Source organism: Aliiruegeria lutimaris (genome assembly GCF_900099935.1).
In the GTDB taxonomy this organism is placed as follows: domain Bacteria; phylum Pseudomonadota; class Alphaproteobacteria; order Rhodobacterales; family Rhodobacteraceae; genus Tropicimonas; species Tropicimonas lutimaris.
The window spans coordinates 1-24,906 of the sequence record NZ_FNEK01000024.1; the positions used below are offsets into that span (position 1 = coordinate 1).

The following is a 24,906-nucleotide window of genomic DNA, read 5'->3' on the forward strand; positions in this document are numbered from 1 at the left end:
GAACTCGGCCGGATGTCATCGGGTGAGATTGCTGCCATGACCGGTTTGGCACCGGTCCCACATGACAGCGGGGCGATGCAAGGCAGACGCGTTATCGCGGGCGGACGAAGATCATTGCGACATGTGCTGTACCAGGCCGCGCTCGCCGCCGCTTGTCACAATCCGGTTCTGAAGCCGGTCGCAAAACGCCTCAAGGAGCGTGGAAAGCCACACAAGCTCGTCATCATCGCAATCGCCCGAAGGTTGGTCACAATCGCTAACGCGATCATCAAAACCGATACCCCATGGCGTCTTAAGCTCGATGAATAGACACAGTTGCTAGACTTTTTTGGGAGCGGGCCCGATGAAATAGAAGGGGCGCCAGATAGCAAGGTTGCCCCGAAAGCTGGCGGGTCGTTGTGCGCGTGAGATGCAACCTTGACGATTATCCACAGGTTCTGAAGACCTGCCCGCAGCTGCGTCCATTCCGACCAGACTTGCCGACAGACGGAGGAGACACGCACGTGTCTCCTCCGCCATGAATTCCTTCAGTTCCCCATCGCGTCCGGCAGCATGGTCACGATCCCCGGGAAAACGGTGATCAGCAGCAGCCCCAGCATCAGCAACAGGAAGAAGGGCAGCGCGGCCTTGGCGACTCTCAGGATATCGATGCCGGTCAGTCCCTGGATGACAAAGAGATTGAAGCCCACGGGCGGGGTGATCTGGCTCATCTCCACCACCAGCACGAGGAAGATGCCGAACCAGAGCGGGTCGATACCGACCGCCTGCACGATCGGCAAGATGATCGAGGTGGTGAGCACCACCACCGAGATGCCATCCAGGAAGCAGCCCAGCAGCACGAAGAACACCGTCAGAACCGTCAGCAGCGCATGGGGTGACAGGTCGAAAGTGCCAATCCAGGTGGCGAGGTTGCGCGGAATGCCGGTGAATCCCATGGCGATGGCGAGGAAGCCCGCACCGAACAGGATCAGCGCGATCATGCACGAGGTGCGCGTGGCCGACATCAGCGCCTCGATGAACTCCTTGCGCCCGAAGCTGCCGGTCATCACGGCGAGCACGGCTGCCAATACCACGCCCACGGCGGCGGCATCGGTCGGCGAGGCGACGCCGGTATAGATCGTCCCGATCACGCCGACGATCAGCAGCATCACCGGCAGCAATCGGCGCGAGGCGGCGATCTTTTCCCGCAAGGACATCGTGTCGTCTTCCTTCGGGATCGTGTCCGGCGCCATCCAGGCACGGACCATCACGTAGCCGCCGAAGAGACAGACCAGCATGATGCCCGGCAGAACACCGGCGATGAAGAGGCGGGCGATGGATTGCTCGGTGGCCACGCCGTAGACGATCAGGATGATCGAGGGCGGGATCAGGAAGCCGAGCGTGGCCGAGCCCGCAAGCGTGCCAAGGATCAGGCTCTCGGGATAGCCGCGCTCCTTGAGCTCCGGCACCGACATGCGCCCGATGGTAGCCGCCGTTGCCGCCGAGGAGCCGGACACCGCTGCAAAGATCGCGCAGCCAAGCACATTCACATGCAGGAGCCGCCCGGGCAGACGGGTGAGCCACGGGGCGAGGCCCGAGAACATGTCCTCCGACAGGCGGGACCTGAGCAGGATCTCTCCCATCAGGATAAAGAGCGGCAGGGCGGCCAACGGCCAGGAATGGCTGTGCCCCCAGAGCGTGGTGGCCAGCACCAGCCCGGCCGGCGCATTGGAAAAGGCAACAATGGCGACGAAGGCCATGATCATCAGCGACAGCGCCACCCAGACGCCGGCGGCCAGAAGCGCGATCAGCAGTGTGAGGAGGATACCGAAGATGACGGGATCGGAAAGTTCGGCCATCACGTCACTCCGATCCGAAATCGATGATAACCGGCGCGCGGTTGCGCAGCGACTCTACCAGCGTGTCGAGCAGCGCAACCGTCAGCAGGACCAGCCCGGTCACCATCGTGAGCTGCGGGATCCAGAGCGGCACGGCAATGATGCCGGGCGAGGTATCGCCGTAATGCAGGCTCTCCATCAGAAGCTGCACGGAAAACCAGGTGGCATAGCCAACCATCGCCGTGCCAAGCGCTAGCGACAGCATCTCGGCCACCCATTGTGCCCCCTGCGGCAGGCGGGAGACCAGCAGGTTCACCCGGATATGGGCGCCCGCGCGCAGCGTGTAGGCCATGGCAAGAAAACTCGCGGCTGCCAGCCCGAAGCCCGCGAAATCGGCATAGGACGGAATGGTAAAGGAGAGCGCCGGCCCTCCGACCCGCGCGAGGATATTCAACCCGACCTGGGCCGAAATGAGCAGGCAGATCGCCAATATGCAGAGCGCCGCCAACCCGCCCGCGGCGGTGTATAGCGCATCTAGGACACGTCGCATTCAGGGCTCCCCCGGAAAGCAAAAGGCCCCCCGCAAAGGCGCGGGGGGGCCGATTGGATTACTGGTTGTAGGCTTCGAGAATGGCTTTTGCCTCGTCGGAGGCCTTCTCGTTCCAATTCTCGAGCATTGCCGCGCCGATGGCCTGCAGCCCGGAAACCAGTTCCGCAGAGGGTTGAACGATGGTGATGCCGTTCTCTTCCATGACCTTGGTCTTGGCCGCGGCCTCTTCCTTGGACATCTCCCAACCACGCGTTTCGGCGGCGGCAGCAGCGGTCATCACGGCCTCCTGAACCGCCGGGTCGAGACGGTCGAAGACGCGCTGGTTCACCACCACGATATTCTTCGGTACCCAGGCGTCGATTGCGGTGTAGTGGGTGACAAAATCCCAGGCCTTTGAATTGGCGCCGGTGGAGGGCGAGGTGATCATCGCCTCGACCTGGCTTGTGGAGAAGGCCTGCGGAATGTCGGCGGCCTCGATCTGTACCGGGGCAGCTTTGGCCAGTGCCGCGAATTCTTCCAGCGCGGCGTTATAGGCGCGGAAACGCAGGCCGGCGAGGTCATCGACCGTCTTGATCTCGCCGTTGGTATAGAGCCCCTGGGCGGGCCACGGCACCGAGAAGAGCGGCATCAGGCCTTCCTTGGCCAGAAGCTCCGTTACCACCGGCTTCTGCGCAGCCCAGAGCTTCGCGGCATCCTCGTAGGAAGTGGCCACGAAAGGCTGGCTGTCCAGGCCGTAGGCGAGGTCATCGTTGGACAGGCGCGACAGGAAGAACTCGCCGATCGGCACCTGGCGCGAGCGCACCGCGTTCTTGATCTCGGCATGCGGGAACAGCGAATTGGCCGAGTGGACGGTGATCTCGAGCGCGCCATCGGTCGCCGCGGCGACCTCCTCGGCGAAGGTACGGATATTCTGAGTGTGGAAGGTGGCGTCGCCATAGGGCGTCGGCATGTCCCATGTCTCGGCGGCGAGCGGCGCTGCAATCATCAGCGCGGCCATGGCCGGCGCGGCAAACCTGATCATCTTGTTCTCTCCTGGTGGTTCTCCCCGGCATACCCGGGTTCTTGATAATTTCATCAAGAACATTACGTTGACAATTTGCAAGCGTTTTGTAACCTGAACCCACAGCACGCCGCCAGAAATCGACATTTAACCGTTCAAAAAGACAGCATTGACGTGAAATCAGATCAAGAAACGGGCTTTCCGCAGATCTCCCCGCTGGGCATCGACGGCCTGTTGGTACGATTCGCCGACCGGTTCGACGATTCCGCCAACCGCGCAGCCCTCGCATTCCGCGAGTTGGCCGATGAGATGGCGGATGTTCAGGAAACCTCCACCTCGCTTGGCGCCGTCTATCTGCGCTTCGATCCCCACGAACTGCCCCATGCCGCGCTTATGGACAGGCTCAGGGGGCTTCTGGCCGAGCGGAACTGGTACAACGCGCCGCTGCCGGCAAACCACCGGATCTGGCGGATTCCGACCGTCTATGGCGGCGCGCATGGCCCCCAACTCGACGCGACCGCCGATCTGGCCGGCACCGATGCCGACAGCGCCATCGAGGAACTGTCGACCGCCCGCCTGCGGGTGATGGCCATCGGCTTCGCCCCCGGATTTCCCTATCTCGGCCAACTTCCCGAACGCTGGAACCTGCCGCGCCATGACGACCTGAAAACCGCCGTGCCGCCGGGCGCGCTTTGCCTGGCGATCCGCCAATGCGTGCTCTTTCCCGCCCAGAGCCCGACCGGCTGGCGTCATGTCGGCAGCACGGCCTTCCGCAGCTTCCGGCCCGATCACGACCAGCCCTTCCTGCTGCAACCGGGCGACGAGATCCTTTTTCCCGCAGTGCCCGCGCGCGATTTCGACCGCCTCACCGAGGCACCGCATGGCGGCGCCAGTTGCGAGCCAGCCCAATGACCACGTTGATCCTTCATCGCACCGGCCCCGGCACCAGCGTGCAGGACCTCGGGCGCAGCGGCTACCTCGCTCAAGGTCTTTCGCGCGGCGGCGCCGCCGACCCCATCGCGCTGGCCGAAGGGGCTGCGCTGCTCAACCAGCCCCCGGCCCTCGCCGCGCTGGAAATCGTCTCCAGCATCGAGGTCGAGGTCACGGAGCCGACTTGGATCGCACTTACCGGCGCGCCGAAAAAGGCCAGCCGCGACGGCCAGCCGCTGAGCTGGAACGCTTGCCACCGGCTCGCCCCCGGACAGCGCCTGACGCTCGGCGCCGCGACGGAGGGAAACTACGCCTATCTCCATCTCGCGGGCGGCATCGAGACGCCGCAGCAGGTGGGCGGACGCGGCGCGCATCTGACCGCCGGGCTAGGCCCCACTCTGTCCGATGGCATGCGCCTGCCGATCGGCCCGCCCCCGGCGCCCGTCCAGCGCGAGCGCGCCCTGCCATCCGAGGACCGCTTCGGCGGCGGCGAGATCCGCGTGCTTGCAGGGCCGCAAACCGGACTCTTTCCCGCCGAGGTGCTGGAACGCTTCCTCGCCACGCCCTTCATCCGGACCGCCTGGGGCAATCGCCAGGGCGTGAAGCTCGGCCATGAAGGCGAAGGCTTCCGCCCTGCCGGCGGGCTCGACCTCATGTCCGAGGTCATCGTGCCGGGCGATATCCAGGTGACCGGCGACGGCACGCCTTATGTGCTCGGACCCGAATGTCAGACCATCGGCGGTTATCCTCGCATCGCGACTGTCGCTCCGCAGGATCTGCCTCGCGTCATGCAGGCCACGCCCGGCGCGCGGTTGCGCTTTCGCATGGTGACGCTTGAGGAGGCGTTGGCCTCCCACCGGGCGATAGAAAGGGTGCACGAAGATGCGAGCGGCCAATTGCAGGCGCAGGAAGCCAACCCATATCACAACCTGATGGTGCACAACCTGATCTCGGGGGTGGCCATCGACATTTTCGACAATAAGGACGAGACATGAACCGCCGGATCGATCTCAACGCAGACATGGGCGAAGGCTATGGCCGCTGGAGCATCGGCAACGATGCCGCGCTGCTGGAACATATTACCTCGGCAAATATCGCCTGCGGTCTGCATGCGGGCGACCCCGACGTGATGGCGTCCACCATGGCCGCAGCACTGGAAAAGGGCGTGAACCTTGGCGCGCATCCGGGCTTCCCGGACATTCAGGGCTTCGGCCGCCGCCGGATGACGCTGCCCGAGGCCTCGCTGCGCAACATGATCCGCTACCAGCTCGGCGCGGCCGACGCGATGGCGCGCGCGGCGGGTGGGCGGCTCCAGCATTTCAAGCTGCATGGCGCGCTTTCCAACATGGCGTCCGAGGATACCGCGCTAGCGCGGGCCTGCTACGAGACCGCGCTCGATTTCGACCCGGACCTGACGATCCTCATCCTGCCGCTGACGGCGATGGAAGAGGCCATGGAGGCGCTTGGCGGCGAGTGGGCTGGCGAGATCTTTGCCGACCGCGCCTATAACGAGGACGCGACGCTGGTGGACCGTTCCCAGCCGGGCGCGATGATCCATGACGGGGCGCAGGCGGCGGCGAACATGGCGGCGATGGTGCGCGAACAGGCGATCATCTGCGCCTCCGGCAAACACCTGCCCTGCCGCGTCGATACGATCTGCGTGCATGGCGACACACCCGAAAGCCTCGAAATTGCCCGCACCGTCCGCGCCGGACTCGAAGCAGACGGGCACGAGGTCGCGCCGCTCTGACGGCGGGCGGGGTTATCCCCGCTTCAGCCGCAGTTCGGCGGCGCGGGCATGGCCCTCCATCCCCTCGCTGCGACTGATACGGGCGGTTCTGCGGGCCAGCTCATGCGCCGCCTCGGCGGTGCAACGCTGCCAAGTCACCGTCTTGGTGAACTTGTGCACGGACAGCCCGCCGGTATAGCGCGCAGCCCCGCTCGTCGGCAGAACATGGTTCGGCCCGGAGCTCTTGTCGCCAAAGGGCACGGTCGTCTCCTGGCCCAGAAACAGCGAACCATAGGCGGTCAACCGGCCCATCCACCAGTCCAGATCCTCCGCCTGCACCTGAAGGTGCTCGGGGGCATAGCTGTCGGCGACGCTCGCGGCCTCTTCCCGCGTATCGCACAGGATGACTTCGGCCCGGTCCTCCCACGCGGTCCGCGCGGCGGTGGCATTGGGCTCGGGCAGGCTCCCGGCCAGTTCCCGCGCGCGCAGCATGACGCCGTCGGCGAGCCTGCGATCCGTCGAGACCAGCCAGACCGGGCTGTCCGCCCCATGCTCGGCCTGGCTGACCAGGTCCCAGGCGACGGTTTCGGCGCAAGCGCTGTGATCGGCGATGACCATGGAATCCGTCGGACCGGCAAACATGTCGATGCCGACCGCGCAAAACAACATGCGCTTGGCCTCGGCCACATAGGAATTGCCGGGGCCGACGAGGATATCCGCCGGCCGCGCGCCGAACAGGCCCTGCGCCATGGCGGCGACCCCCTGCACCCCGCCGAGGTTCAGGATCAGGTCCGCGCCGCTGAGATCCATGGCATAGACGATCGCATCCGGAATGCCCTCCGCGCGCGGCGGCGAGACGGCGGTGATATGCGGCACGCCCGCGACCTTGGCCGTGGTGATGGTCATCAGCGCGCTGGCAATGTGGCTATAGCGCCCGCCCGGCACGTAGCAGCCCGCACTGGAAACCGGGATCTGCTTCTGCCCCGCGATCACCTCGACCTCGCACTCCCGTACGGTTTCCATTTGCGCCTCGGCAAAGCGGCGGATATTGCCGTGGGCGAAGCGGATATCGGCCTTCATCTCGTCGGGCACACGCGCACAGGCGGCCGCCCGGCTGGCATCAGACAACACGATATCGCCGCGCCAGCCATCGAGTTGCTCGGCGTAGCGGCGCACGGCCTGCTCGCCATCGCGCTCGATATTCGCCAGCATGATCCGGACAATGTCGCGGATATCGTTGTTTTCCGCGGCCGGCCGGGGGTCCGCTTGTTTGAGATACGTGACCGTCATCGGGGTCCCTCGTGAAAGTATATCGGGCTAAAAATGGCGTCTGCCGGAAATTCGACTGTTTCGTTGAGAAAGAACTCCCCCGCAATCCAAGCCGGATCCGGGAGAAAATGGAAGGGGCGGCCTGAAAGCCGCCCCGTCGCGCAAATGCAAATGCACATTCGTTGGTCCTGTGCATCACCTGAATGACGCTGAACTACCCTCGTCTGGATCGCGCGCGGCGCCAGCCCACGCCCCGGCCTAGCCGGTATTCCGCAGACCCGACGCAACCCCATTGATCGACAGCAGCAGGCCGCGTTGCAGGCGGGCGCTGACTTCCTGGCCCCGGGACTTCTTGAGCAGCGCCACCTGGATGTGGTTGAGTGGGTCGAGATAGGGCGTGCGGTCGGAGAGCTCCTCTTCCAGTTGCTCCCCGGTCAGGATCTCCAGCGCCGCGACAGTGGCATTCCATTCATCCGAGATGCGGGTGAAGATCCGCTCGCGCAACGCCTCGTCCTCGACAAGCTCGGCATAGTGGGCGGCGATGGACAGGTCGCTCTTGCGGATCACGGAAGTTACCTTTTCCACCATCGAGTGGAAGAAGGGCCATTCGCGGTAGAGCCGCGCCAGTTCCTCCCCTGCCCCGTCGCCATTGGCCGCGATCCATTGCTGAATGGCGGTGCCGAACCCGTACCAGCCGGGAAGCATCAGCCGGCATTGCGCCCAGGAGAACACCCAGGGGATCGCCCGCAGGGAGCGGATCTCGCGGGTGGCCGAGCGGGAGGCCGGGCGGGAGCCGATATTCAGCTCGGCGATCTCGTTGATGATGGTCGAGGACCAGAAGAAATCCTGGAACCCCTCGGTATTGAAGACCAGATCGCGATAGGCGTGGAAGGCGTTCTCCGAAAGCGTCTCCATGATCGCGGCCGATTCTTCGGTAGCGAGGTCTTCGCCCGGCAAAAGCGAGGCCTCGATGGTCGCGGAAACCAGCGTCTCAAGGTGAGCATAGCCGCTCTCGGAATGGCTGTAGCGGGAGGAGATGACCTCGCCCTGTTCGGTCAGCCGGATCTGGCCGTCCACCGCGCCCGGCGGCTGGGCGACGATCGCCTCGCGGGCCGGTCCGCCCCCGCGACCGACAGAGCCGCCGCGGCCATGGAACAGGCGCATCCGCAGCGCGCGCGCCTTAAACAGCTTCACCAGCTCACGTTCCGCCTTGTAAAGCTCCCAGCCGGAGGTGACAAACCCGCCATCCTTGTTGGAATCCGAGTAGCCGAGCATGATCTCCTGCGTGCCGGACTGGCTGTCGAGAACGCGGGCATATTCCGGCAGATCGAGCAGGTTGGCCACGATCTGCGGGCCCATCTGAAGGTCGGCAATGGTTTCGAAGAGTGGCACGACCGAAATCGAGCACTGCCCGTCGAGGTCCATCAGCCCCACCTGCTTGAGCAGCACGCAGACCTCCAGCACATCGGAGACCGACTGCGCATTCGAGATGATCGAGGTGGTAATCGCCTTCGGGCCGAAACGGGCGATGATCTCCTGCGCGGCGCGGAAGATGCGCAGCTCCGTCTCGGTGGCCTCGGAGTAGTTCCAGAACGGCCGGATCAGGGAGCGCGGCGAGTTGAGCTCTCCGCGCAGAAGTACAATCCGCGCATCTTCGTCCAGGTTCCTGTAATCCGTACCGGGCGCGATCGCCTCGAACAGCTCCGCCACCGTGGCTTCGTGCACGGAAGAGTTCTGGCGCAGATCGACCGAGGAGAGATGGAAGCCGAAGCTGCGGATCTTGCGCCGCAGCGACAGAAGCCGGCCATCGGCAATGATCGCGGCCTGGTTGGCGCGCAGCGAGGCGTCCACCGCGTCGAGCACATCCAGAAGTTCGTCCGTGCCGTCGTAGGCCGCCGCCGGCAAGGCGGGGCGCGGCAGCTGCGCGTCCGGGTCGAGCTCCTTCAACGTCGCGGCCAGACGGGCGAACACACCAATCATGACGCGCTTGTAGGGCTCGTCCTCCCGGTGCGGGTTGTCGTCGGGCGAAGCATCGGACAGCGCCAGAACCGCGTCGTTCACCTTGACGACACGGGTGGAGATCGACAGCTCGCGCGAGAGCATGTCCACCTCGTTCAGGTAATGGGTCAGCACATGCCCGGCCTGCATTCGGAACACGTTGCGCAGCACCTCGTCGGTCACGAAAGGGTTGCCGTCGCGGTCGCCTCCGATCCAGGAGCCGATACGCAGAAAGGGCGGCACCGGCTCGCCCGGGCGGAATTCGAGCGCCTCGCGGGTGCTTTCAAGGATCTTCGGCACGGCCTGGAAAAAGGTGTGATCGAAATAGGCCAGACCGTTCTTGATCTCGTCATTGACTGTCAGCTTGGTGCGGCGCAGCAGGTGCGTCTGCCAGAGTGTGGCAATCTCGCGCTCGATGGCGCGGTCGATCTCGGCATGCTCCATCCCGACGGCGCGCGCGCGCGAGCGCTCGTCCAGCAGCCGCACGATGGAGAATTCCGAACGCATGGTGCTCTGGCGGCGGATCTCGGTCGGATGCGCGGTGAGGATCGGGCTGACCAGCGCTTCCCGGAAGAACTTCAGGATCTGCTCCTCGGTATAGCCGGCATCGCGCACAGCCTTCAGCACCGTGTCGAGCTGCGACTCCGCGTTGCGCCCTTCCGCCAGCGTCTCCTGATCCTGCGCCATGTTGAGCAGGTGCAGGAAATAGGTGAAGGCCCGCAGCACCTGCAACGTGCGTTCCTCGGACAGCCCGGCGATGGTGCGTTGCAGCTTGGCATAGGCATTCTCGTCGCCCGTGCGGTGGTACTCAATAGAGGCCAGGCGGATGTTTTCAACCGTGTCGAAGGCAAGACCGCCTTCCTGCGCATGCAGAACCCGGCCAAGAATCCGACCCAGGAAACGGATACCTTCATTGGATTGCGGGTTGCGTTCGCCGGTTTCGGGGGCGGAATTGGATTGTGCCAAAATGACGACTCCCAGAATTGTTTCGCCATTCATTAGCGGGGTTTACACGGAAGTGATAGCGCAAACAAACCTGCACATGGCGGGACCATTGCCAATGAATGGTCGAAAAGGAAACTGCCCGCAAAACACGCATTTGCCAAGCCGGCCCTGACGGATTTCCACTCAATCTGCCGGGTTCATGCGCAGCCAAAACCGGCGCGGCCGGGACGCCTCAGCAGGCGCCGCCTTCGCGGGCCGGCGCGCAGCTCGCCGCTTTCTGGTTATGCCAAGGCAGCCCGGCATTCTTCCAGCCATTGACGTCGCGCTGACCCGCGTTCGGGCCGGAGGCCGCGCGATCCCCCTCGTAGCCGTCGGTCACCGTGTAAAGCTGCGTGAACCCGTATTGGGAAAGCGCATCCACGGCTTGCGCGCTGCGGTTCCCCGACCGGCAGATGACGACAATCGGGTGATCGGCCTTGATGCCACGATCCTGCACCAGCTTCGCGATGCCGGGAATGAAATCGGGATTGAAGACGAGGCGCTTGCTCTTGTCGACAATCGCCAGCGGGATCAGTGCATCCACTTCGTCGGCAATGCCCGTCTCGTCGATCTCCTCTGGCGTGCGCACGTCGATCATGATCGCGGAGGGATGCTCGGCCATGAAACCGGCGGCCTCGCTGGCCGAAAGATACAGGCCCAGGGCGGTTTGCTTCGACGCCGGAAGATCGGCTGCATGTACCAGGGTGGCTCCGACAAGCGACAGCAGGAACGCGGCGGGCGCAAGGATCAGTTTCATGATCGCCTCGTTGTGATTTCCCGCGGACTATAGGCAGGCTGGCCTGCGGGTGAAAGACACGGGATCGCGAGCCGGCCGCCGCGGCGTCCAGTCGGTCGAGAAATTCGCGAAATCTCGCGATTCCGTGCGGAAAACCCGGCAATCAAGTGCTTTCCAAAGCAGTTTATCTGCTGTATTGCCCGCCCATCTGAGACGTGACGCTTCTGACCCTGGGCGCGTGCAACAGGATTAAGGGTCGGCGGCAATGGGGCCGCCAATCAAACGGGAGACCCGGGATACGCCCGGGAGGGCTCCCAGACAGGATACGATAGATGTTCAATGAAGTGAAAAAATCGATGCAGTGGGGTCAGGAGACTCTCACGCTCGAAACCGGCAAGGTTGCCCGTCAGGCCGACGGCTCCGTGATCGCCACGCTGGGCGAAACCTCGGTCATGGCCAACGTGACCTTTGCCAAGGAACCGAAGCCGGGTCAGGATTTCTTCCCGCTGACGGTGCATTACCAGGAAAAATACTACGCTGCCGGCAAGGTTCCGGGTGGTTTCTTCAAGCGTGAAGCCCGCCCCACCGAAAAAGAGACGCTGACCGCGCGCCTGATCGACCGTCCGATCCGCCCGCTCTTCGTTCCCGGCTTCAAGCATGAAGTGCTCGTCATGTGCACCGTGCTCAGCCACGACCTCGTCAACGACCCCGACATGGTCGCCATGATCGCCGCCTCTGCCGCGCTGACGATCTCGGGCGTGCCCTTCATGGGCCCGATCGGCGCCTGCCGCGTCGGCTTCAGCGATGGCGAATACGTGCTGAACCCGGACGTTGCCGACATGGATCAGCTGCGCCTGAACCCGGAACAGCGCCTGGACCTCGTCGTCGCCGGCACCAAGGACGCCGTGATGATGGTCGAGTCGGAAGCCTACGAGCTTTCGGAAGACGAGATGCTCGGCGCCGTGACCTTCGCCCATGAGCAGATCCAGCCGGTGATCGACCTGATCATCTCGCTGGCCGAGGAAGGCGCGAAAGAGCCCTTCAACTTCCAGCCGCCGGATTACTCCGAGTTGCTGGCCGCGGTGAAAGCCGCCGGCGAGGAAGACATGCGCGCTGCCTACGCGATTCTCGACAAGCAGGAACGCACCACGACGGTTGCCGCCGTCCGTGCGAAGATTGTCGAAGCGCTTTCCGAAGAGCAGCGTGAAGACGCCAATCTCGGCTCGGCGCTGAAGAAGCTGGAAAGCGCGATCCTGCGTGGCGACGTGGTCAAGAACGGCAAGCGCATCGACGGCCGCTCCACCACGCAAGTGCGCCCGATCTCCGTGGAAACCGGCCTGCTGCCGCGCACCCACGGCTCCGCTCTGTTCACCCGCGGCGAAACCCAGGGCCTCGTGGTCACCACGCTGGGCACCGGCGAGGACGAGCAGATCATCGACGCGCTGCACGGTAATTTCCGCTCGAACTTCCTGCTGCACTACAACTTCCCGCCGTACTCGGTTGGTGAAGTTGGCCGCGTGAGTGGCCCGGGCCGTCGTGAAATCGGCCATGGCAAGCTGGCCTGGCGTGCGCTGCAGGCTGTCCTGCCGGCTCCGACCGAATTCCCCTACACGATCCGCATCGTGTCGGAGATCACCGAGTCCAACGGCTCCTCCTCGATGGCCTCCGTCTGCGGCGGCTCGCTGTCGATGATGGATGCGGGCGTTCCGCTCAAATCCGCCGTTGCCGGTGTTGCCATGGGCCTGGTGCTGGAAGAGGACGGCTCCTATGCCATCCTGACCGACATCCTGGGCGACGAGGATCACCTCGGCGACATGGACTTCAAGGTTGCCGGCACCGAGAACGGCATCACCTCGCTGCAGATGGACATCAAGGTCGCCGGCATCACGCCAGAGATCATGAAGAACGCCCTGGCCCAGGCCAAGGACGGACGGATGCATATCCTCGGCGAAATGGGCAAGGCGCTTTCCGCCGGCCGGTCCGAGTTCTCCGCCCATGCCCCGCGCATCGAGACAATGAACATTCCCACCGACAAGATCCGCGAAGTGATCGGCTCGGGCGGTAAGGTCATCCGCGAGATTGTCGAGACCTCGGGTGCCAAGGTCGACATCAACGACGATGGCGTCATCAAGATCGCCTCGCCGAATGCCGAAGCCATCCAAAAGGCCTATGACATGATCTACTCGATCGTGGCCGAGCCGGAAGAAGGCAAGATCTACAAGGGCAAGGTCGTGAAGATCGTCGATTTCGGCGCCTTCGTGAACTTCTTCGGCAAGCGTGACGGCCTCGTGCACGTCTCCCAGATCGAGAACCGCCGCCTGAACCATCCCTCCGATGTGCTCAAGGAAGGCCAGGAAGTCTGGGTCAAGCTGCTGGGCTTCGACGATCGCGGCAAGGTCAAGCTGTCGATGAAGGTCGTGGACCAGGCAACTGGCGAGCCGGCCAAGAAGGACGACGAGGCGTAAGCCTCCCGGCCTCACGGAAATTGAAAGGGCGGCGAAGTTTCCACTTCGCCGCCCTTTATTCATTGCCGGGGCACTGGATCGCATTTTCCAGCACCGTAGTGGTCATGTCTTTTGGTCATGTCGTCCCAAGGGCGCGCGCTCCGCGCGCGTGAACGATCCTGCGGATCGTGCCTCCGGCGGGGATATTTTGAGAAAGATGATGATGAAGGGGTCTTCCGATCATCTTTCCACAAATATCCCGGGGGGAGCGCTCGCGAGAGCGCGGGGGGGGCAGCGCCCCCCTTGCAACGGTCGAGCCCGGGCCGACACCGGCACGGGCCCGGCCGAAGATCAGCCGATGACGGTCATCTCGCTCACGACGATGGCCTCGATGCAGCCCTCGGTGGCGACCTGGTGCGCCTTCAGGTGATCGCTGTTCATATGGGACAGCCACAGATCGCGAGTCTCCCAGTTCTCGTAGAAGAAGAAATGCGCCGGGTCGTCATTGTCCTGGTGCAGGTCGTAATTGATGCAGCCTTCTTCGGCGCGCGTCGGTTCGATGAGCTTGAGCAACGCGGCCTTCACGAGGTCGACCTTGTCCGGGTTGGCCTTGATATCGGCGATGATGGTGAGCTTGGACATCTCTCTGCTTCCTTCGTTGTGATGTCCCGGAGCTAAGCCCACGACGTGCCCGCGTAAACCTGCAAAAAACGAAAGTCACATGCGGCGCGCGACAGTTCCGCCCGCGCAAGTGGTCTGTCAGCGCCCGTTTTCGACGCCAGATATGGCATTGGCACATTTGAGCCGCCCAAATTTGCGCGAAGTGCATGGGAGAAATGCAAACTTGATCGAAGTCAAAGAAGTCTTTTTGTCAGATAGATATTCGAAACACAGTCTTTTTGTCGGATTTCCTTGGATGTCTGCGAAAGAATGTGGAAACGGATGCTTCTGGAGAACCGCAGATGAGTCTCAACGGGCTGCCGCTTGCACTGACCTCGACCGGTGAATGGGTCGAGGTAACCGCCGTCGGCGGGGGAAGAGCAATGGAAAAAAGGCTCGGGGATCTTGGGGTTATTGCCGGCAGGGTGCTGCAGGTGGTCCAGAAGGATGGCCGCGGCCAGATGGTTGTTGCCGTGGGCGAGACACGGTTTGCCCTGGGCCAGGGAATGGCCCAGAAAATCCTCGTGTCTCCGTCGCAGGACAAGGGGAACGTGCGCGATGAATGCCAAGCTGAAGGATCTTGCCGTCGGCGACCGTGCCGTCGTGGTTGGTTTCGCTGAAAGCGGAAAGGCCTACCGGCAGAAATTGCTGTCGATGGGCCTGACGCCCGGCGCCGAGATCAGCGTGACCCGCGTCGCACCGATGGGCGACCCGGTTGAAATCCGCGTGCGCGGTTTTGCCCTGACCCTGCGCAAGACCGAGGCCGATGCGCTCGACGTGCGGAAAGTCTCGTAATGGCCGATCTGACCATTGCCATCGCCGGCAACCCGAATTGCGGCAAGACCACGCTTTTCAACGCCCTGACCGGCACGCATCAGCATGTCGGCAACTGGCCCGGCGTAACCGTCGAAAAGAAGGTCGGGGATTTCCGCCACAGGGACATCAAGGTCGAACTGGTGGACCTGCCCGGAGTCTATTCCCTCAGCGTGGCTGGCGGTGCGACCTCGCTCGATGAACGGTTGGCGCGGGACTATCTCGTCTCCGAGAAGCCCGACCTCGTCATCAACGTGCTCGACGCCTCCAACCTGGAGCGCAACCTCTACCTCACTGTGCAGCTGCTGGAGATCGGCGGGCCGATGGTGGTGGCGCTCAACATGATGGACGTGGCCAAGGGGCGCCATATCGAGATCGATATCGCCAGGCTCTCCGGGCATCTGGGCTGCCCGGTCGTTCCGCTCGTGGCCGCCAGCGGCAACGGCGTCGATGCGCTGGTAGATGCGGCCGTTCAGACGGCGCGGGATGGCAAGACGCCCTCTGGCGACGTGGAATTCGGGCCGGAGCTGGAAACGGCCATCGCGCAACTCTTGCCGGCCATCGTCGGCTCCATCGAGAATGCATCGCCCCGCTGGTTGGCCATCAAGCACCTGGAAAGCGACGAGCTCTGCCCCGCGATGACCGACCCGGCGCTGCAGGTTCCCGTTGCCCAGGCGCAGGCCGACCTGGAAGAAGCGGTCGAGATGGACGCCGACACGGCGATCGCCTGCGGCCGCTACGATTTCGTCACCCGCATCGCCGCCGACAGCATGCGCAGGACGACCGAGTTGACCCAGACCATGTCGGACCGGCTCGACCGGATCGTTCTCAGCCGCGCCGCGGGCATCCCGTTCTTCCTGCTGGTGATGTACCTGATGTTCATGTTCACTATTAACATCGGCGGCGCATTCATTGATTTCTTTGATATTCTTGCCGGCACGCTCCTGGTGGAAGCGCCCGCGGCACTGTTCTCCGCCATCGGACTGCCGGACTGGCTCAACACGCTCCTGAGCACCGGCATCGGCGGCGGCATCCAGACGGTGGCAACTTTCATTCCCATCGTCGGCTTCCTGTTCCTGTTCTTCTCAGTGCTGGAGGATTCCGGCTACATGGCCCGCGCGGCCTTTGTCATGGACCGCTTCATGCGGATGATCGGCCTGCCGGGAAAAAGTTTCGTGCCGCTGATCGTGGGCTTTGGCTGCAACGTGCCGGCGATCATGGCGACGCGCACGCTCGAAAACCAGCGCGACCGCACGCTGACGATCATGATGACGCCTTTCATGTCCTGCGGCGCGCGCCTGCCCGTCTATGCCCTCTTCGCCGCCGCCTTCTTCCCCACCGGCGGGCAGAACCTCGTTTTCGCGCTCTACCTGATCGGGCTGGGCGCGGCCGTCGGCACCGGGTTGCTTTTGAAAATAACTTTGCTTCAGGGCGAAACCGCGCCCTTCGTGATGGAGCTGCCGCCCTATCACCTGCCCACCCTGCGCGGGCTGCTGCTGCGCACATGGGAGCGGCTGAAAACCTTCATCATCGATGCTGGTCGGGTGATCGTGGCCATGGTGCTGGTGCTGACCTTCCTCAATTCCTGGGGCATGGATGGAAGCTTCGGCAACGAGGACAGCGACAATTCCGTGCTCTCCGAGATCGGACGCAGTTTGACGCCGGCTTTCGGGCCGATGGGGCTGGAGGAAGACAACTGGCCGGCAACAGTCGGCATCTTCACCGGCATTCTTGCCAAGGAGGCTGTGGTCGGCACGCTGAACACGCTCTACGAGGGCATGTCGCAGGCTGGAGATGACGACGCGGGAACCTTCTCGCTGGGCGCAGGCGTGGCGGAGGCTTTCGGCACCATCGGGCCCAACCTGCGCGACGCGTTCGGCATGGCGACGGACCCGCTGGGCCTAGATGTCGGCTCCATTGAGAACATGGAACTGGCAGCCGAGGAGCAGGAGGTCGCCGTGGGCACCTTCGGCACCATGGTCAACCTCTTCGACGGCAAGATCGGCGCCTTTGCCTACCTGCTGATGGTGCTTCTCTATATGCCCTGCGCGGCGACGATTGGGGCGATCTGGCGGGAAACCAACCTCGGCTGGACCATGTTTGCCGGCTTGTGGACGCTCGCGCTCGGCTACGGCTCGGCTGTTCTGTTCTACCAACTCGCCAGCTATGGTGCCCACCCCGTCGCGTCGATGCTGTGGATCGGTGGCATCGCCCTGGCCTTTGCCGGTTTCTTCCTTCTGCTGCGGTGGATCGGCAAACGCGATCAGGACAATAGCGTGCCCGTCACCATCGCAGAATAGGAAGCGCCATGATGTTGATGGAAATCCGGGCCTACCTGAAACTGCACGGCTCGGCGAATATTCTCGACCTGTCCAACCATTTCCGCGTGTCGCCGGACGCGCTGCGCGGGATGCTCCAACACTGGATCGCCAAGGGCGAGGTCGTCCGGCACGATTTCTCCGGCAGTTGCGGCGACTGCCACAGCTCCGGCCATTGCTCCGGCTGCGGGACCGCGGCGAGTTTCGAGGTCTACGAATGGCATGAGGTGGTACGGCGGGCTGTCTGAGAGACGCTTGCCAGCGGATCTGTCGTGCGCTTCGCCTCGGGAAACCGGGCGTCTCGAAGATCGTAATATTTCTTCATCTCCCTGTCACATGCCCGTTACCCGGCTCTGCTCAATGGGGCCCAGCGCGACTTAGCGGCGATGTTGCCGCCGAATCCAGCCAACGGAGACATACATGAAAACGTCCATTGCCTCTGCTCTTCTTCTGACGAGCGCCCTGACCGCCCCAGCCTTTGCCGAAAGCCTGACCCGCGTGGCCACCGTCCCGCTTGGCGGCGAAATCACCGGAATGTTCCAGCAGGGCGAAGACCTGTTCTTCAACGTCCAGCACCCCGCCAACGATCTGGCCAACGAATTCGCCAAGGCAACCGTGGGCGTGATCGCCAATGCCGATTTCTCTGGCCGCGCGCTGGCCGTTGCGGAGGGCGACGACAGGAAACGCGTCAAGTCCTCCTTGGGCGCATACCAGATCCTGTTCCAGGAAGGGGATTTCGGCAAGATTGGTCACATCGTCGGCGCCGGCGGCGAGATCAAGGTGTCCAACGACCCCGACTTCAACGCCTATGTCGCCACCGGCGACGCCGAAGGATACCTCTTCACCAACTGGGAAGACCGCCCCGGCGGCATGTCCCGCGTCAAGCTGATGCGCGCCGCGGACGGCACCTATTCGGTCGACGAAGCCGACGCGATGATGATCGACTTCTCCGCCGTTCAGGGCACTTGGGTCAACTGCTTCGGCACGCTGTCGCCGTGGTCCACCCCGCTGACCTCCGAAGAACTCTATTTCGACGACACCGCCGACTGGAACAACCCCAACTACAAGTATATCGACGGCGTCGAGGACCTTGCCAGCTATGTCGGTGCCTGGCCGAACCCCTACCGCTACGGCTACATCGTCGAGATCACCGATCCCGCAGGCAGCGCCACCCCGGTCAAGCACTTCTCCATGGGCCGCTACAGCCACGAAAACTCGGTCGTCATGCCCGACGACAAGACGGTGTATCTCTCCGATGACGGCACCAATGTGGTCTTCTACAAGTTCGTCGCCGACGCGGCAGGCGACCTCTCGGCCGGCACGCTCTACGCCGCGAAGATGACCCAGTCCGCCGAGTCCGGCGCCGATGCCGCCACCACCGGTTTCGATATCGAGTGGATCGAGTTGGCCTCCGGCAACAATGCCGAAATCGAAGGCTGGATCGCCGAGTATGACGGCATCACCACGGACGACTACAAGGCCGATGCCACCTCCTACATCTCCGATGAGGATGTTGCCGCCTGGGCCGCCGGAGAGGCCGCCGACAGCCGCGTTGCCTTCCTCGAAAGCCGCAAGGCCGCGAGCGCCAAGGGGGCGACCGCCGAATTCCGCAAGATGGAAGGCGTGAACATCAACTATGCCGCGGCCAAGGATGGCTCGGTTCCGTTCATGTACATGGCGATGTCGGAAGTGGCCAAGGGCATGTCGGACGCCGAGGGCGACATCCAGGTGTCCGAGGTCAAGTGCGGCGTCGTCTACGAGTTCCCGCTCGAAGCCGACTACAACACGACGAAAATGGTCCCGGTCGTTGCCGGTGGCGCCTATGACAAGAACGCCGAGGCCAATGCCTGCAACGTGGACGCCATCTCCAACCCGGACAACCTGCTGGTGCTGTCCAATGGCGACGTGCTGATCGGCGAAGACACCGGCGCGCACGAGAACAACGCCATGTGGCTGTGGAGCAAAGGCTCGATGTAATCGCCCCTTTCCAACGGAAATGACGACATTGGAGGGCGGGGAAATTCCCGCCCTACCTGCCTTACGGAGACCACGATGAAACGCGCGCCCCTGCTCCCCCTTTTCTTGCTGATGCCGCTGGCGGCCATCGCCGAAGACCTTTCCGGACTCGGCGAGAGCGACCTGATGCAGCGCCGACCGCGCTCGCAGGATGTCGCCGCCGCCGGTCGCATCTACAACCCCGAAGCACCGGTTCCACCGCAGTGTTACACCCGGATCGAGGGGCGCCATAACCCCTGCTATGTCTGCCACCAGGGTAATGACGACCGGACCCGGACCAATTTCATGCAGGATGGCGACCTGCAGGCCGAATATGCCTTCTCGGAGGCGGGGCTGACCAACCACCACGTGAACCTCTTCGTGGACCGCTCCGCCGAGGTGGCCGCGATCTCGGATGCGGAAATCCTCGAATGGACCCGTGGCGACAATTACTCGGATCTCAGCGGCCGCCTGGAGGCCGCGGGCTTCGAGGGTTGGATCCCCGATCTCGCGGGTTATGAGAATGCCGCCGAGGCTTTCGACGCGAACGGGCTGGCGCGAGACGGCTCGTGGTGGGTGGCTTTCAACTACAAGCCGCAGCCCTCGACCTTCTGGCCCACGAACGGCTCCACCGACGACGTGCTGATACGCCTGCCCGCGCCTTTCTACACGACCCAGAGCGGCGTTGAGAGTCGCGATGTGTATTTCGCCAATCTCGCGCTTTTGGAAATGGCCTTCCAGGATCTGGACCGCGTCTCGCTTCCGCCCGTGGATGAAACCGTGATTGGCGTGGATATCGACGACGACGGCGCGCTTGGCATGGCGTCCGAGATCGACCGTCGGGAAACCTATCTCGGCGCGGCCAGCGCTGAGCCGGTCATCCGCATGAATTATCCCGAACGGACGGATTTCCTCCATTCGGTCCGCTATGTCGGCATAAACGAGGATGGGTCGATCAAACCGGCGCGGCGGATGAAGGAGCTGCGCTACATGGTCAAGTCGCGCCAGCTCTCCATCGCGGCGCTGGCCTCGCGCTATGGCAACGAGATCCAGGAGAAGCTCGACGAGAACCTGCCCCGCTATATCGATCTCGGCGACCGGGGCATGGACAACGGCATGGGCTGGACGCTGCTGGCCTGGATCGAGGATGAAACCGGCGCGCTCCGCCGGCAGCCCAACGAGGAGACGTTCTTTTGCCGCGGCTGCCACACCTCCGCCGGGGCCAATATCGACCAGACATGGGCCTTCCCGCGCAAGATGACCGGCGTGGCGGGCTGGGGCTATATCGACCTCAGGAGCCAGAAGGACGTGCCCAATATCGGCGAGGAGATGGGCGAGATCGCGCTCTACCTGCAACGTGCGGGCGGCGGCGACGAGTTCCGCTCCAATACCGAGATGCTGGAACGCTGGTTCAAGGAAGATGGCAGCATCGACATGGAAGCGATAGCGGGCAAGAGCGTCTACGATCTGATCGCGCCCTCGCGCGAACGCGCGCTGATGCTCAACAAGGCCTACCGCGTCCTGGTCGCAGAGCAGAGCTTCCTGTTTGGTCGCGATGCGACGGTGACACCGCCGGTCAACGTGCATGCCCGGATCGACGAGGCCACCGCCCCCACGCTGCCGCCGGAACATCGCTACTCGCACGACATCCGGCTGAATTGGGCGGAGTGACCCTATGGCCCGGTCGGGCGGGGCGTCCCCCTGCCCGGCCCGCGGCTCACGCGCGGTCGAGATCCCTCAGATACGCCTGCAACGCCTGAATCTCCTCTTCGGTGAAATCGAATTCCGGCATCTGGTCAAATCCCGGCAAGGCCCGGTCAAGCGCGCTGCGGTTGGCGCCCCGGATATCGGGCGCGGCATCATCGTCGCGTCTCGCCTGCCTCACCGTGGCAGTCGATGCAGTTCTCCGTGTAGAGCCATTTTCCGGAGGGAGCCTCCTGCGCCGTGAGCGCTCCGGCGGCAGCAAGAAGAAGAAGCGTCAGGGTCAGTCGTCTCATGGTCGGTTCCGTTTGGGCGGCGCGTCGCCGCCTAGCTAGCGGCAGTACATGTGATTTTCGTGATGCTTTCCCGCAAACCTGCCATGTGCGCAGCGGAACGCTGCGCCCGCGCATTTTCACAATCTGTCCCAAAATCCTCGTCTGAGACAGGAATCTTGCCGTTCCGCCCCCCGGTTGGAGAGCCATTGTGTCGCGGAAACCGGATGACCGGCTTGCGGATCGCAAACGGTTTCGGCATGTGGCTGACGACAAGGAGAAACGGATGACCGTCCTCACGACAAGCGCCGCACGGATACACTCCCTCACCCGCCGTATCTGCCAATTCCTTCTCGGTTTGATCTTTATTGGCCAGATGGCCGTGGTCATCCTTCGCTATGTATTCGGCGTGGGGTTCATCGAGTTGCAGGACGCCATCGCCTACAGCTTCGCCGCACTGGTGGTTCTGGGGCTTCCAGTGGCGCTGGTGCTCGATTCCCATGTGCGGGTCGATGTCATCCGCACGCGCCAGTCCGAGGCCACGAAGAAATGGTTCGACCGTTTCGGCACCGTTTTCTTCCTGATCCCCGTCTTCGGGCTGACGATCTGGTGGGTCTGGCCCGACATCGCCTTTTCCTGGTCGATCCGCGAACGCTCCGTGGAAACGGGCGGCTTGCCGGGGCTCTACCTGGTCAAGACGACGCTGCCTGTCGCCTGCGCCCTGATGATCCTGCAGGGGATCGCAGGCTTCGTCGCCTCTTTCGAAAGACCCAAAGATGATTGAGCATTTCTGGCTGATCGTTCTCGGCCTGAGCCTGCTGGGCGGCATTCTTTCGGGCATTCCCGTCATGCTGATCCTGTCGGGCGTGCCGGTGGCCGTCTCTTTCATTGCCGCCGCTTTCGGTGCCTTCGACCTGAGCTTCCTGCAGGCCTATCCGCAACGCGCCTTCGGCGTGATGCAGAACTCGCTTCTGGTCGCCGTGCCGCTCTTCGTGCTCATGGGCGTGCTGCTGGAACGCTCGCGCGTGGCCGAACGCACGCTGATGCAGGTCAGCCGCCTGCTGGGCGGCAGCCCGCGCGCGCTGGCGCTCTCCGTGCTCATGATCTCCACGCTGATCGCCGCCTCGACCGGCATCATCGGCGCCACCATCGTCATGCTCGGGCTGATCAGCCTGCCGGCGATGCGCCAGGTCGGCGTGCCCGACAGCACCGCGAGCGGCTTGATCTGCGCCTCCGGAACGCTGGGGCAGATCATTCCCCCCTCCATCGTCCTGATCCTGCTGGGCGATCAGGTCTCCAACGCCTATCTGGACGCGCAACAACGCGCGGGCAATTTCGCCCCCGATGCCGTCACCGTGGGCGATCTTTTCGCCGGGGCCCTGCTGCCCGGCCTGCTGCTGGTGGCGCTTTACGGACTGTTCGTTACGGTCCGCCTCGCCCGCACCCCGGCAAAGACAAACGTGGTAACCGACCCGATCGGCCCTTGGGAATTCGTCCGCGAAGTCCTGCCCCCCATCCTGCTCATCCTCGCCGTGCTCGGCTCGATCCTCGCCGGCGTTGCCACGCCCACCGAGGCCGCGGCCATCGGCGTTGCGGGTACGCTGCTGATCACCGCGGCCCGCGTCAGCGCGGCCAGCGACACCCAATCCCTGCCCGGCGGCCCGCAGGCCCGGGCGCCCGGCGACCGCAGCAGCCCGGCCTGGCTCCGCCATGTCATGACAGCGACCGCCGTGGTCGGCTTCGGGCTGGTGATACTGCGCCTCTCCGGCGTTGCCCGCATCAACCTCAACGCCGCCGAGATCAGCTTCTCGGGCGGCTCGCTGCTGGCGCTGGCGATGACCGTCATGCTGGTGACCGGCCTGATCATCGCGGTCGTCGTGCTGACCCGCGCCGGCGTCTTCGGCGACGCGCTCGCACAGGCGGCCCGGATCTCGGCGATGATCTTCGGCATCATCCTTGCCGCCTCCATGCTGTCGCTCGTCTTCCGCGGTTTCGGCGGTGACGAATGGGTGCATGAGCTGCTGAGCAACCTGCCCGGCGACCACACCACCATGCTGCTCTTCACCCTCCTGGTGATCTTCATCATGGGCTTCATCCTCGAATTCATCGAGATCGTCTTCATCGTGATCCCTCTGGTCGGCCCGATCCTGCTGCAGGATATCGACCCGGTCTGGTTCGCCGTTCTGGTGGCGCTCAACCTCCAGACCTCGTTCCTGACACCGCCCTTCGGCTTCGCCCTGTTTTACTACCGCTCTGCGGCCCCGGAAGAGATCAAGACAACGACCATCTACAAGGCCGTCATTCCCTTCGTGCTGATCCAGGTGATCACGCTCGGAGTGGTGTTCTTGTGGCCACCGCTTGCGACATGGCTGCCGCAGGTACTGTTCGGATGACACGGAAATGCGCAAACCGGAACGGGGTGAGGAGCCCCTCATTGGGAGATAGAAGATGAAACGTCGTGCATTCCTCAAGAGCGGTGTTCTCGCCGCTCCGGCCGCCGCGCTCGCGGCGCCCGCGCTCGCCTCGGGCGTGATCGAGTGGAAATGTCCCACCGCCTTCCCGGCCAAGGCGCCAGGGATCGGGACGAACGCGACCTCCTTCGTGGACCGCGTCAACAAGATGGCCGAGGGCCGGCTCAAGCTGAAGCTCTACTCGGGTGGCGAACTGGTCCCGCCTTTCGCCGTCGAGGATGCCGTCCAGCAGGGCACTGCCGAGATCGGCCACACCACCGCCTATTACGCCGCCGGCAAGAACTCGGCGCACCACTTTTTCACCACCATCCCCTTCGGCCTGACCGCGGGCGAGGTCGGCGCCTGGCTGCGTTTTGGTGGCGGGCAGGAGCTTTATGACGAGATCTACGGCCAGCGGGATCTCGTGCCCTTCATGTGCGGCAACACCTCCGTGCAGGCTGCCGGCTGGTTCAAGAACGAGATCACCAGCGTCGAGGACCTGTCGGGCCTCAACATGCGCATCGCGGGCCTCGGCGGCGAGGCCATGCGCAAGCTGGGGGTGAACGCGGTGTTGCTGCCGCCCACCGAGATCTTCCCCGCCTTCCAGTCGGGCGCCATCGACGCGACCGAATGGGTTGGCCCGATGCTCGACCTGGCATTCGGCATGAACAAGGTGGCGGACTACTGCTATGCCCCGGCCTTCAGCGAGCCCGGCTCCGGCCTGCATGTGGTGGTCAACAAGGAGGCCTGGGCGAGCCTGACCCCGGATCTTCAGGAGATGATCCGCTCCGCGGCCAGCGCCTGCGAGATCGAGAACATCAACCGCTTCGAATATTTCAACGCACAGGCGTTCAAGGCGCTGCAGGAAGCGGGCGTCCAGTTCAAGACCTTCCCCGAGGATGTGCTGGCCGCCCTCAAGACCGCCTCGGCTGAAGTTCTGGCGGAGCAGGCTGCGGCCAATCCGGATTTCGCCAAATGCCTCGAGAGCTACAACGCCTATCTTGAGTTGGCCCGCCCGTTCAACGCCGCTTTCGCAGCCCAGTCGCTGCTGCAACGCGTCTGAGCAAACAGGCGTACCCTACGACCTCCCGGCGCGCGGGCGCCGGGAGTGCCATATCGCTGCACAAATCCCTCGGGCACCCGACGGAAACGCCCAACCAAGACTGTTACGGTTCCCCACCTGGCTGCCGTTCGAGGGCGCGCGCTTCGCGCGCGAGAACGATCCTACGGATCGTGCCTC

Annotated in this window: 23 protein-coding genes; 14 read left to right on the plus strand and 9 right to left on the minus strand. The window is 63.8% G+C overall.

Going from position 1 to position 24,906, the window contains the following annotated elements; genetic code table 11:
- Positions 1-309: transposase (locus tag BLR85_RS12765; protein WP_139188383.1), on the plus strand; the 309-nt coding region annotated here is incomplete at its 5' end.
- 218 nt (positions 310-527) lie between these two features.
- Here the strand turns inward: BLR85_RS12765 and BLR85_RS12770 are convergent.
- Genes BLR85_RS12770 through BLR85_RS12780 form a run of 3 tightly spaced genes read right to left on the minus strand, consistent with a single transcriptional unit; the run spans position 528 to position 3,388 of the window.
- Positions 528-1,838 carry a TRAP transporter large permease gene (locus BLR85_RS12770; protein ID WP_093156394.1) on the minus strand — a complete coding sequence of 437 codons (1,311 nt, stop codon included), beginning with the start codon at positions 1,836-1,838 and terminating at the stop codon, positions 528-530.
- 4 nt (positions 1,839-1,842) lie between these two features.
- Positions 1,843-2,367, minus strand: a complete 525-nt coding sequence (locus BLR85_RS12775; protein ID WP_093156398.1) for a TRAP transporter small permease — start codon at positions 2,365-2,367, stop codon at positions 1,843-1,845.
- A 58-nt stretch (positions 2,368-2,425) separates the two neighbouring features.
- Entirely contained in the window at positions 2,426-3,388 is a 963-nt protein-coding gene (locus BLR85_RS12780; RefSeq protein ID WP_093156402.1) for a TRAP transporter substrate-binding protein, read from the minus strand.
- Positions 3,389-3,541: 153 nt separating this feature from the next.
- On the opposite strand from BLR85_RS12780, the gene BLR85_RS12785 reads away from it, so the two are divergent.
- From BLR85_RS12785 to BLR85_RS12795, 3 genes are read left to right on the plus strand one after another with little or no spacing between them, the layout of a single operon-like run.
- A complete protein-coding gene (locus tag BLR85_RS12785) occupies positions 3,542-4,279 on the plus strand; it encodes a 5-oxoprolinase subunit B family protein (RefSeq protein ID WP_093156405.1) in 738 nt (245 codons plus the stop codon).
- Entirely contained in the window at positions 4,276-5,292 is a 1,017-nt protein-coding gene (locus BLR85_RS12790) for a 5-oxoprolinase subunit C family protein (protein ID WP_093156408.1), read from the plus strand. Before BLR85_RS12785 ends, BLR85_RS12790 begins: the two co-directional genes overlap by 4 nt.
- Complete coding sequence (locus tag BLR85_RS12795) at positions 5,289-6,047, plus strand: LamB/YcsF family protein (protein ID WP_093156411.1); 759 nt, start codon at positions 5,289-5,291, stop codon at positions 6,045-6,047. Before BLR85_RS12790 ends, BLR85_RS12795 begins: the two co-directional genes overlap by 4 nt.
- A gap of 12 nt (positions 6,048-6,059) precedes the next feature.
- Here the strand turns inward: BLR85_RS12795 and hisD are convergent, their stop codons facing one another.
- The 3 genes from hisD to BLR85_RS12810 form a co-directional block, all read right to left on the minus strand.
- Complete coding sequence (gene hisD / locus BLR85_RS12800) at positions 6,060-7,316, minus strand: histidinol dehydrogenase (RefSeq protein WP_093156414.1); 1,257 nt, start codon at positions 7,314-7,316, stop codon at positions 6,060-6,062.
- Between the two features lie 237 nt (positions 7,317-7,553).
- The gene (ppc, locus tag BLR85_RS12805) at positions 7,554-10,259 is read right to left on the minus strand and encodes a phosphoenolpyruvate carboxylase (RefSeq protein WP_212635086.1); all 2,706 of its coding nucleotides are present in this window, start codon (positions 10,257-10,259) and stop codon (positions 7,554-7,556) included.
- 211 nt (positions 10,260-10,470) lie between these two features.
- Entirely contained in the window at positions 10,471-11,034 is a 564-nt protein-coding gene (locus tag BLR85_RS12810; protein WP_093156419.1) for a rhodanese-like domain-containing protein, read from the minus strand.
- A gap of 311 nt (positions 11,035-11,345) precedes the next feature.
- Between BLR85_RS12810 and pnp the strand changes: the two genes are divergently transcribed.
- A complete protein-coding gene (gene pnp / locus BLR85_RS12815; RefSeq protein ID WP_093156422.1) occupies positions 11,346-13,478 on the plus strand; it encodes a polyribonucleotide nucleotidyltransferase in 2,133 nt (710 codons plus the stop codon).
- A 330-nt stretch (positions 13,479-13,808) separates the two neighbouring features.
- On the opposite strand, the gene BLR85_RS12820 is transcribed toward pnp, so the two are convergent.
- Positions 13,809-14,099, minus strand: coding sequence for a putative quinol monooxygenase (locus BLR85_RS12820; protein WP_093156425.1), 291 nt, complete (start codon positions 14,097-14,099; stop codon positions 13,809-13,811).
- 320 nt (positions 14,100-14,419) lie between these two features.
- On the opposite strand from BLR85_RS12820, the gene BLR85_RS12825 reads away from it, so the two are divergent.
- The 6 genes from BLR85_RS12825 (at position 14,420) to BLR85_RS12850 (ending at position 20,914) form a co-directional block, all read left to right on the plus strand.
- On the plus strand, positions 14,420-14,737 hold the full coding sequence (locus BLR85_RS12825) for a FeoA family protein (RefSeq protein WP_093156427.1): 318 nt from the start codon (positions 14,420-14,422) through the stop codon (positions 14,735-14,737).
- Positions 14,676-14,912: a FeoA family protein gene (locus BLR85_RS12830; protein WP_093156430.1), complete on the plus strand. Its 237-nt coding sequence runs from the start codon at positions 14,676-14,678 to the stop codon at positions 14,910-14,912. Before BLR85_RS12825 ends, BLR85_RS12830 begins: the two co-directional genes overlap by 62 nt.
- On the plus strand, positions 14,912-17,230 hold the full coding sequence (gene feoB, locus BLR85_RS12835) for a Fe(2+) transporter permease subunit FeoB (protein WP_093156433.1): 2,319 nt from the start codon (positions 14,912-14,914) through the stop codon (positions 17,228-17,230). Before BLR85_RS12830 ends, feoB begins: the two co-directional genes overlap by 1 nt.
- An 8-nt stretch (positions 17,231-17,238) precedes the next feature.
- Positions 17,239-17,496: a FeoC-like transcriptional regulator gene (locus BLR85_RS12840; protein WP_068310044.1), complete on the plus strand. Its 258-nt coding sequence runs from the start codon at positions 17,239-17,241 to the stop codon at positions 17,494-17,496.
- A gap of 172 nt (positions 17,497-17,668) precedes the next feature.
- Entirely contained in the window at positions 17,669-19,225 is a 1,557-nt protein-coding gene (locus tag BLR85_RS12845) for an alkaline phosphatase PhoX (protein WP_093156436.1), read from the plus strand.
- Positions 19,226-19,300: 75 nt separating this feature from the next.
- A complete protein-coding gene (locus BLR85_RS12850) occupies positions 19,301-20,914 on the plus strand; it encodes a hypothetical protein (protein WP_093156439.1) in 1,614 nt (537 codons plus the stop codon).
- A 46-nt stretch (positions 20,915-20,960) separates the two neighbouring features.
- On the opposite strand, the gene BLR85_RS29140 is transcribed toward BLR85_RS12850, so the two are convergent.
- Positions 20,961-21,128, minus strand: a complete 168-nt coding sequence (locus tag BLR85_RS29140) for a hypothetical protein (protein WP_170844560.1) — start codon at positions 21,126-21,128, stop codon at positions 20,961-20,963.
- Positions 21,103-21,240: a hypothetical protein gene (locus BLR85_RS29145; RefSeq protein ID WP_170844561.1), complete on the minus strand. Its 138-nt coding sequence runs from the start codon at positions 21,238-21,240 to the stop codon at positions 21,103-21,105. The genes BLR85_RS29140 and BLR85_RS29145 overlap by 26 nt, the downstream gene beginning before the upstream one ends.
- A 262-nt stretch (positions 21,241-21,502) precedes the next feature.
- Here BLR85_RS29145 and BLR85_RS12855 point away from each other — a divergent pair, with 262 nt between their 5' ends.
- Genes BLR85_RS12855 through BLR85_RS12865 form a run of 3 tightly spaced genes read left to right on the plus strand, consistent with a single transcriptional unit; the run spans position 21,503 to position 24,729 of the window.
- Positions 21,503-22,000, plus strand: a complete 498-nt coding sequence (locus BLR85_RS12855) for a TRAP transporter small permease subunit (RefSeq protein ID WP_139188384.1) — start codon at positions 21,503-21,505, stop codon at positions 21,998-22,000.
- Positions 21,993-23,609: a TRAP transporter large permease gene (locus BLR85_RS12860; protein ID WP_093156445.1), complete on the plus strand. Its 1,617-nt coding sequence runs from the start codon at positions 21,993-21,995 to the stop codon at positions 23,607-23,609. Before BLR85_RS12855 ends, BLR85_RS12860 begins: the two co-directional genes overlap by 8 nt.
- A gap of 55 nt (positions 23,610-23,664) precedes the next feature.
- Positions 23,665-24,729 carry a TRAP transporter substrate-binding protein gene (locus BLR85_RS12865; protein WP_093156447.1) on the plus strand — a complete coding sequence of 355 codons (1,065 nt, stop codon included), beginning with the start codon at positions 23,665-23,667 and terminating at the stop codon, positions 24,727-24,729.
- Positions 24,730-24,906: the final 177 nt, after the last annotated feature.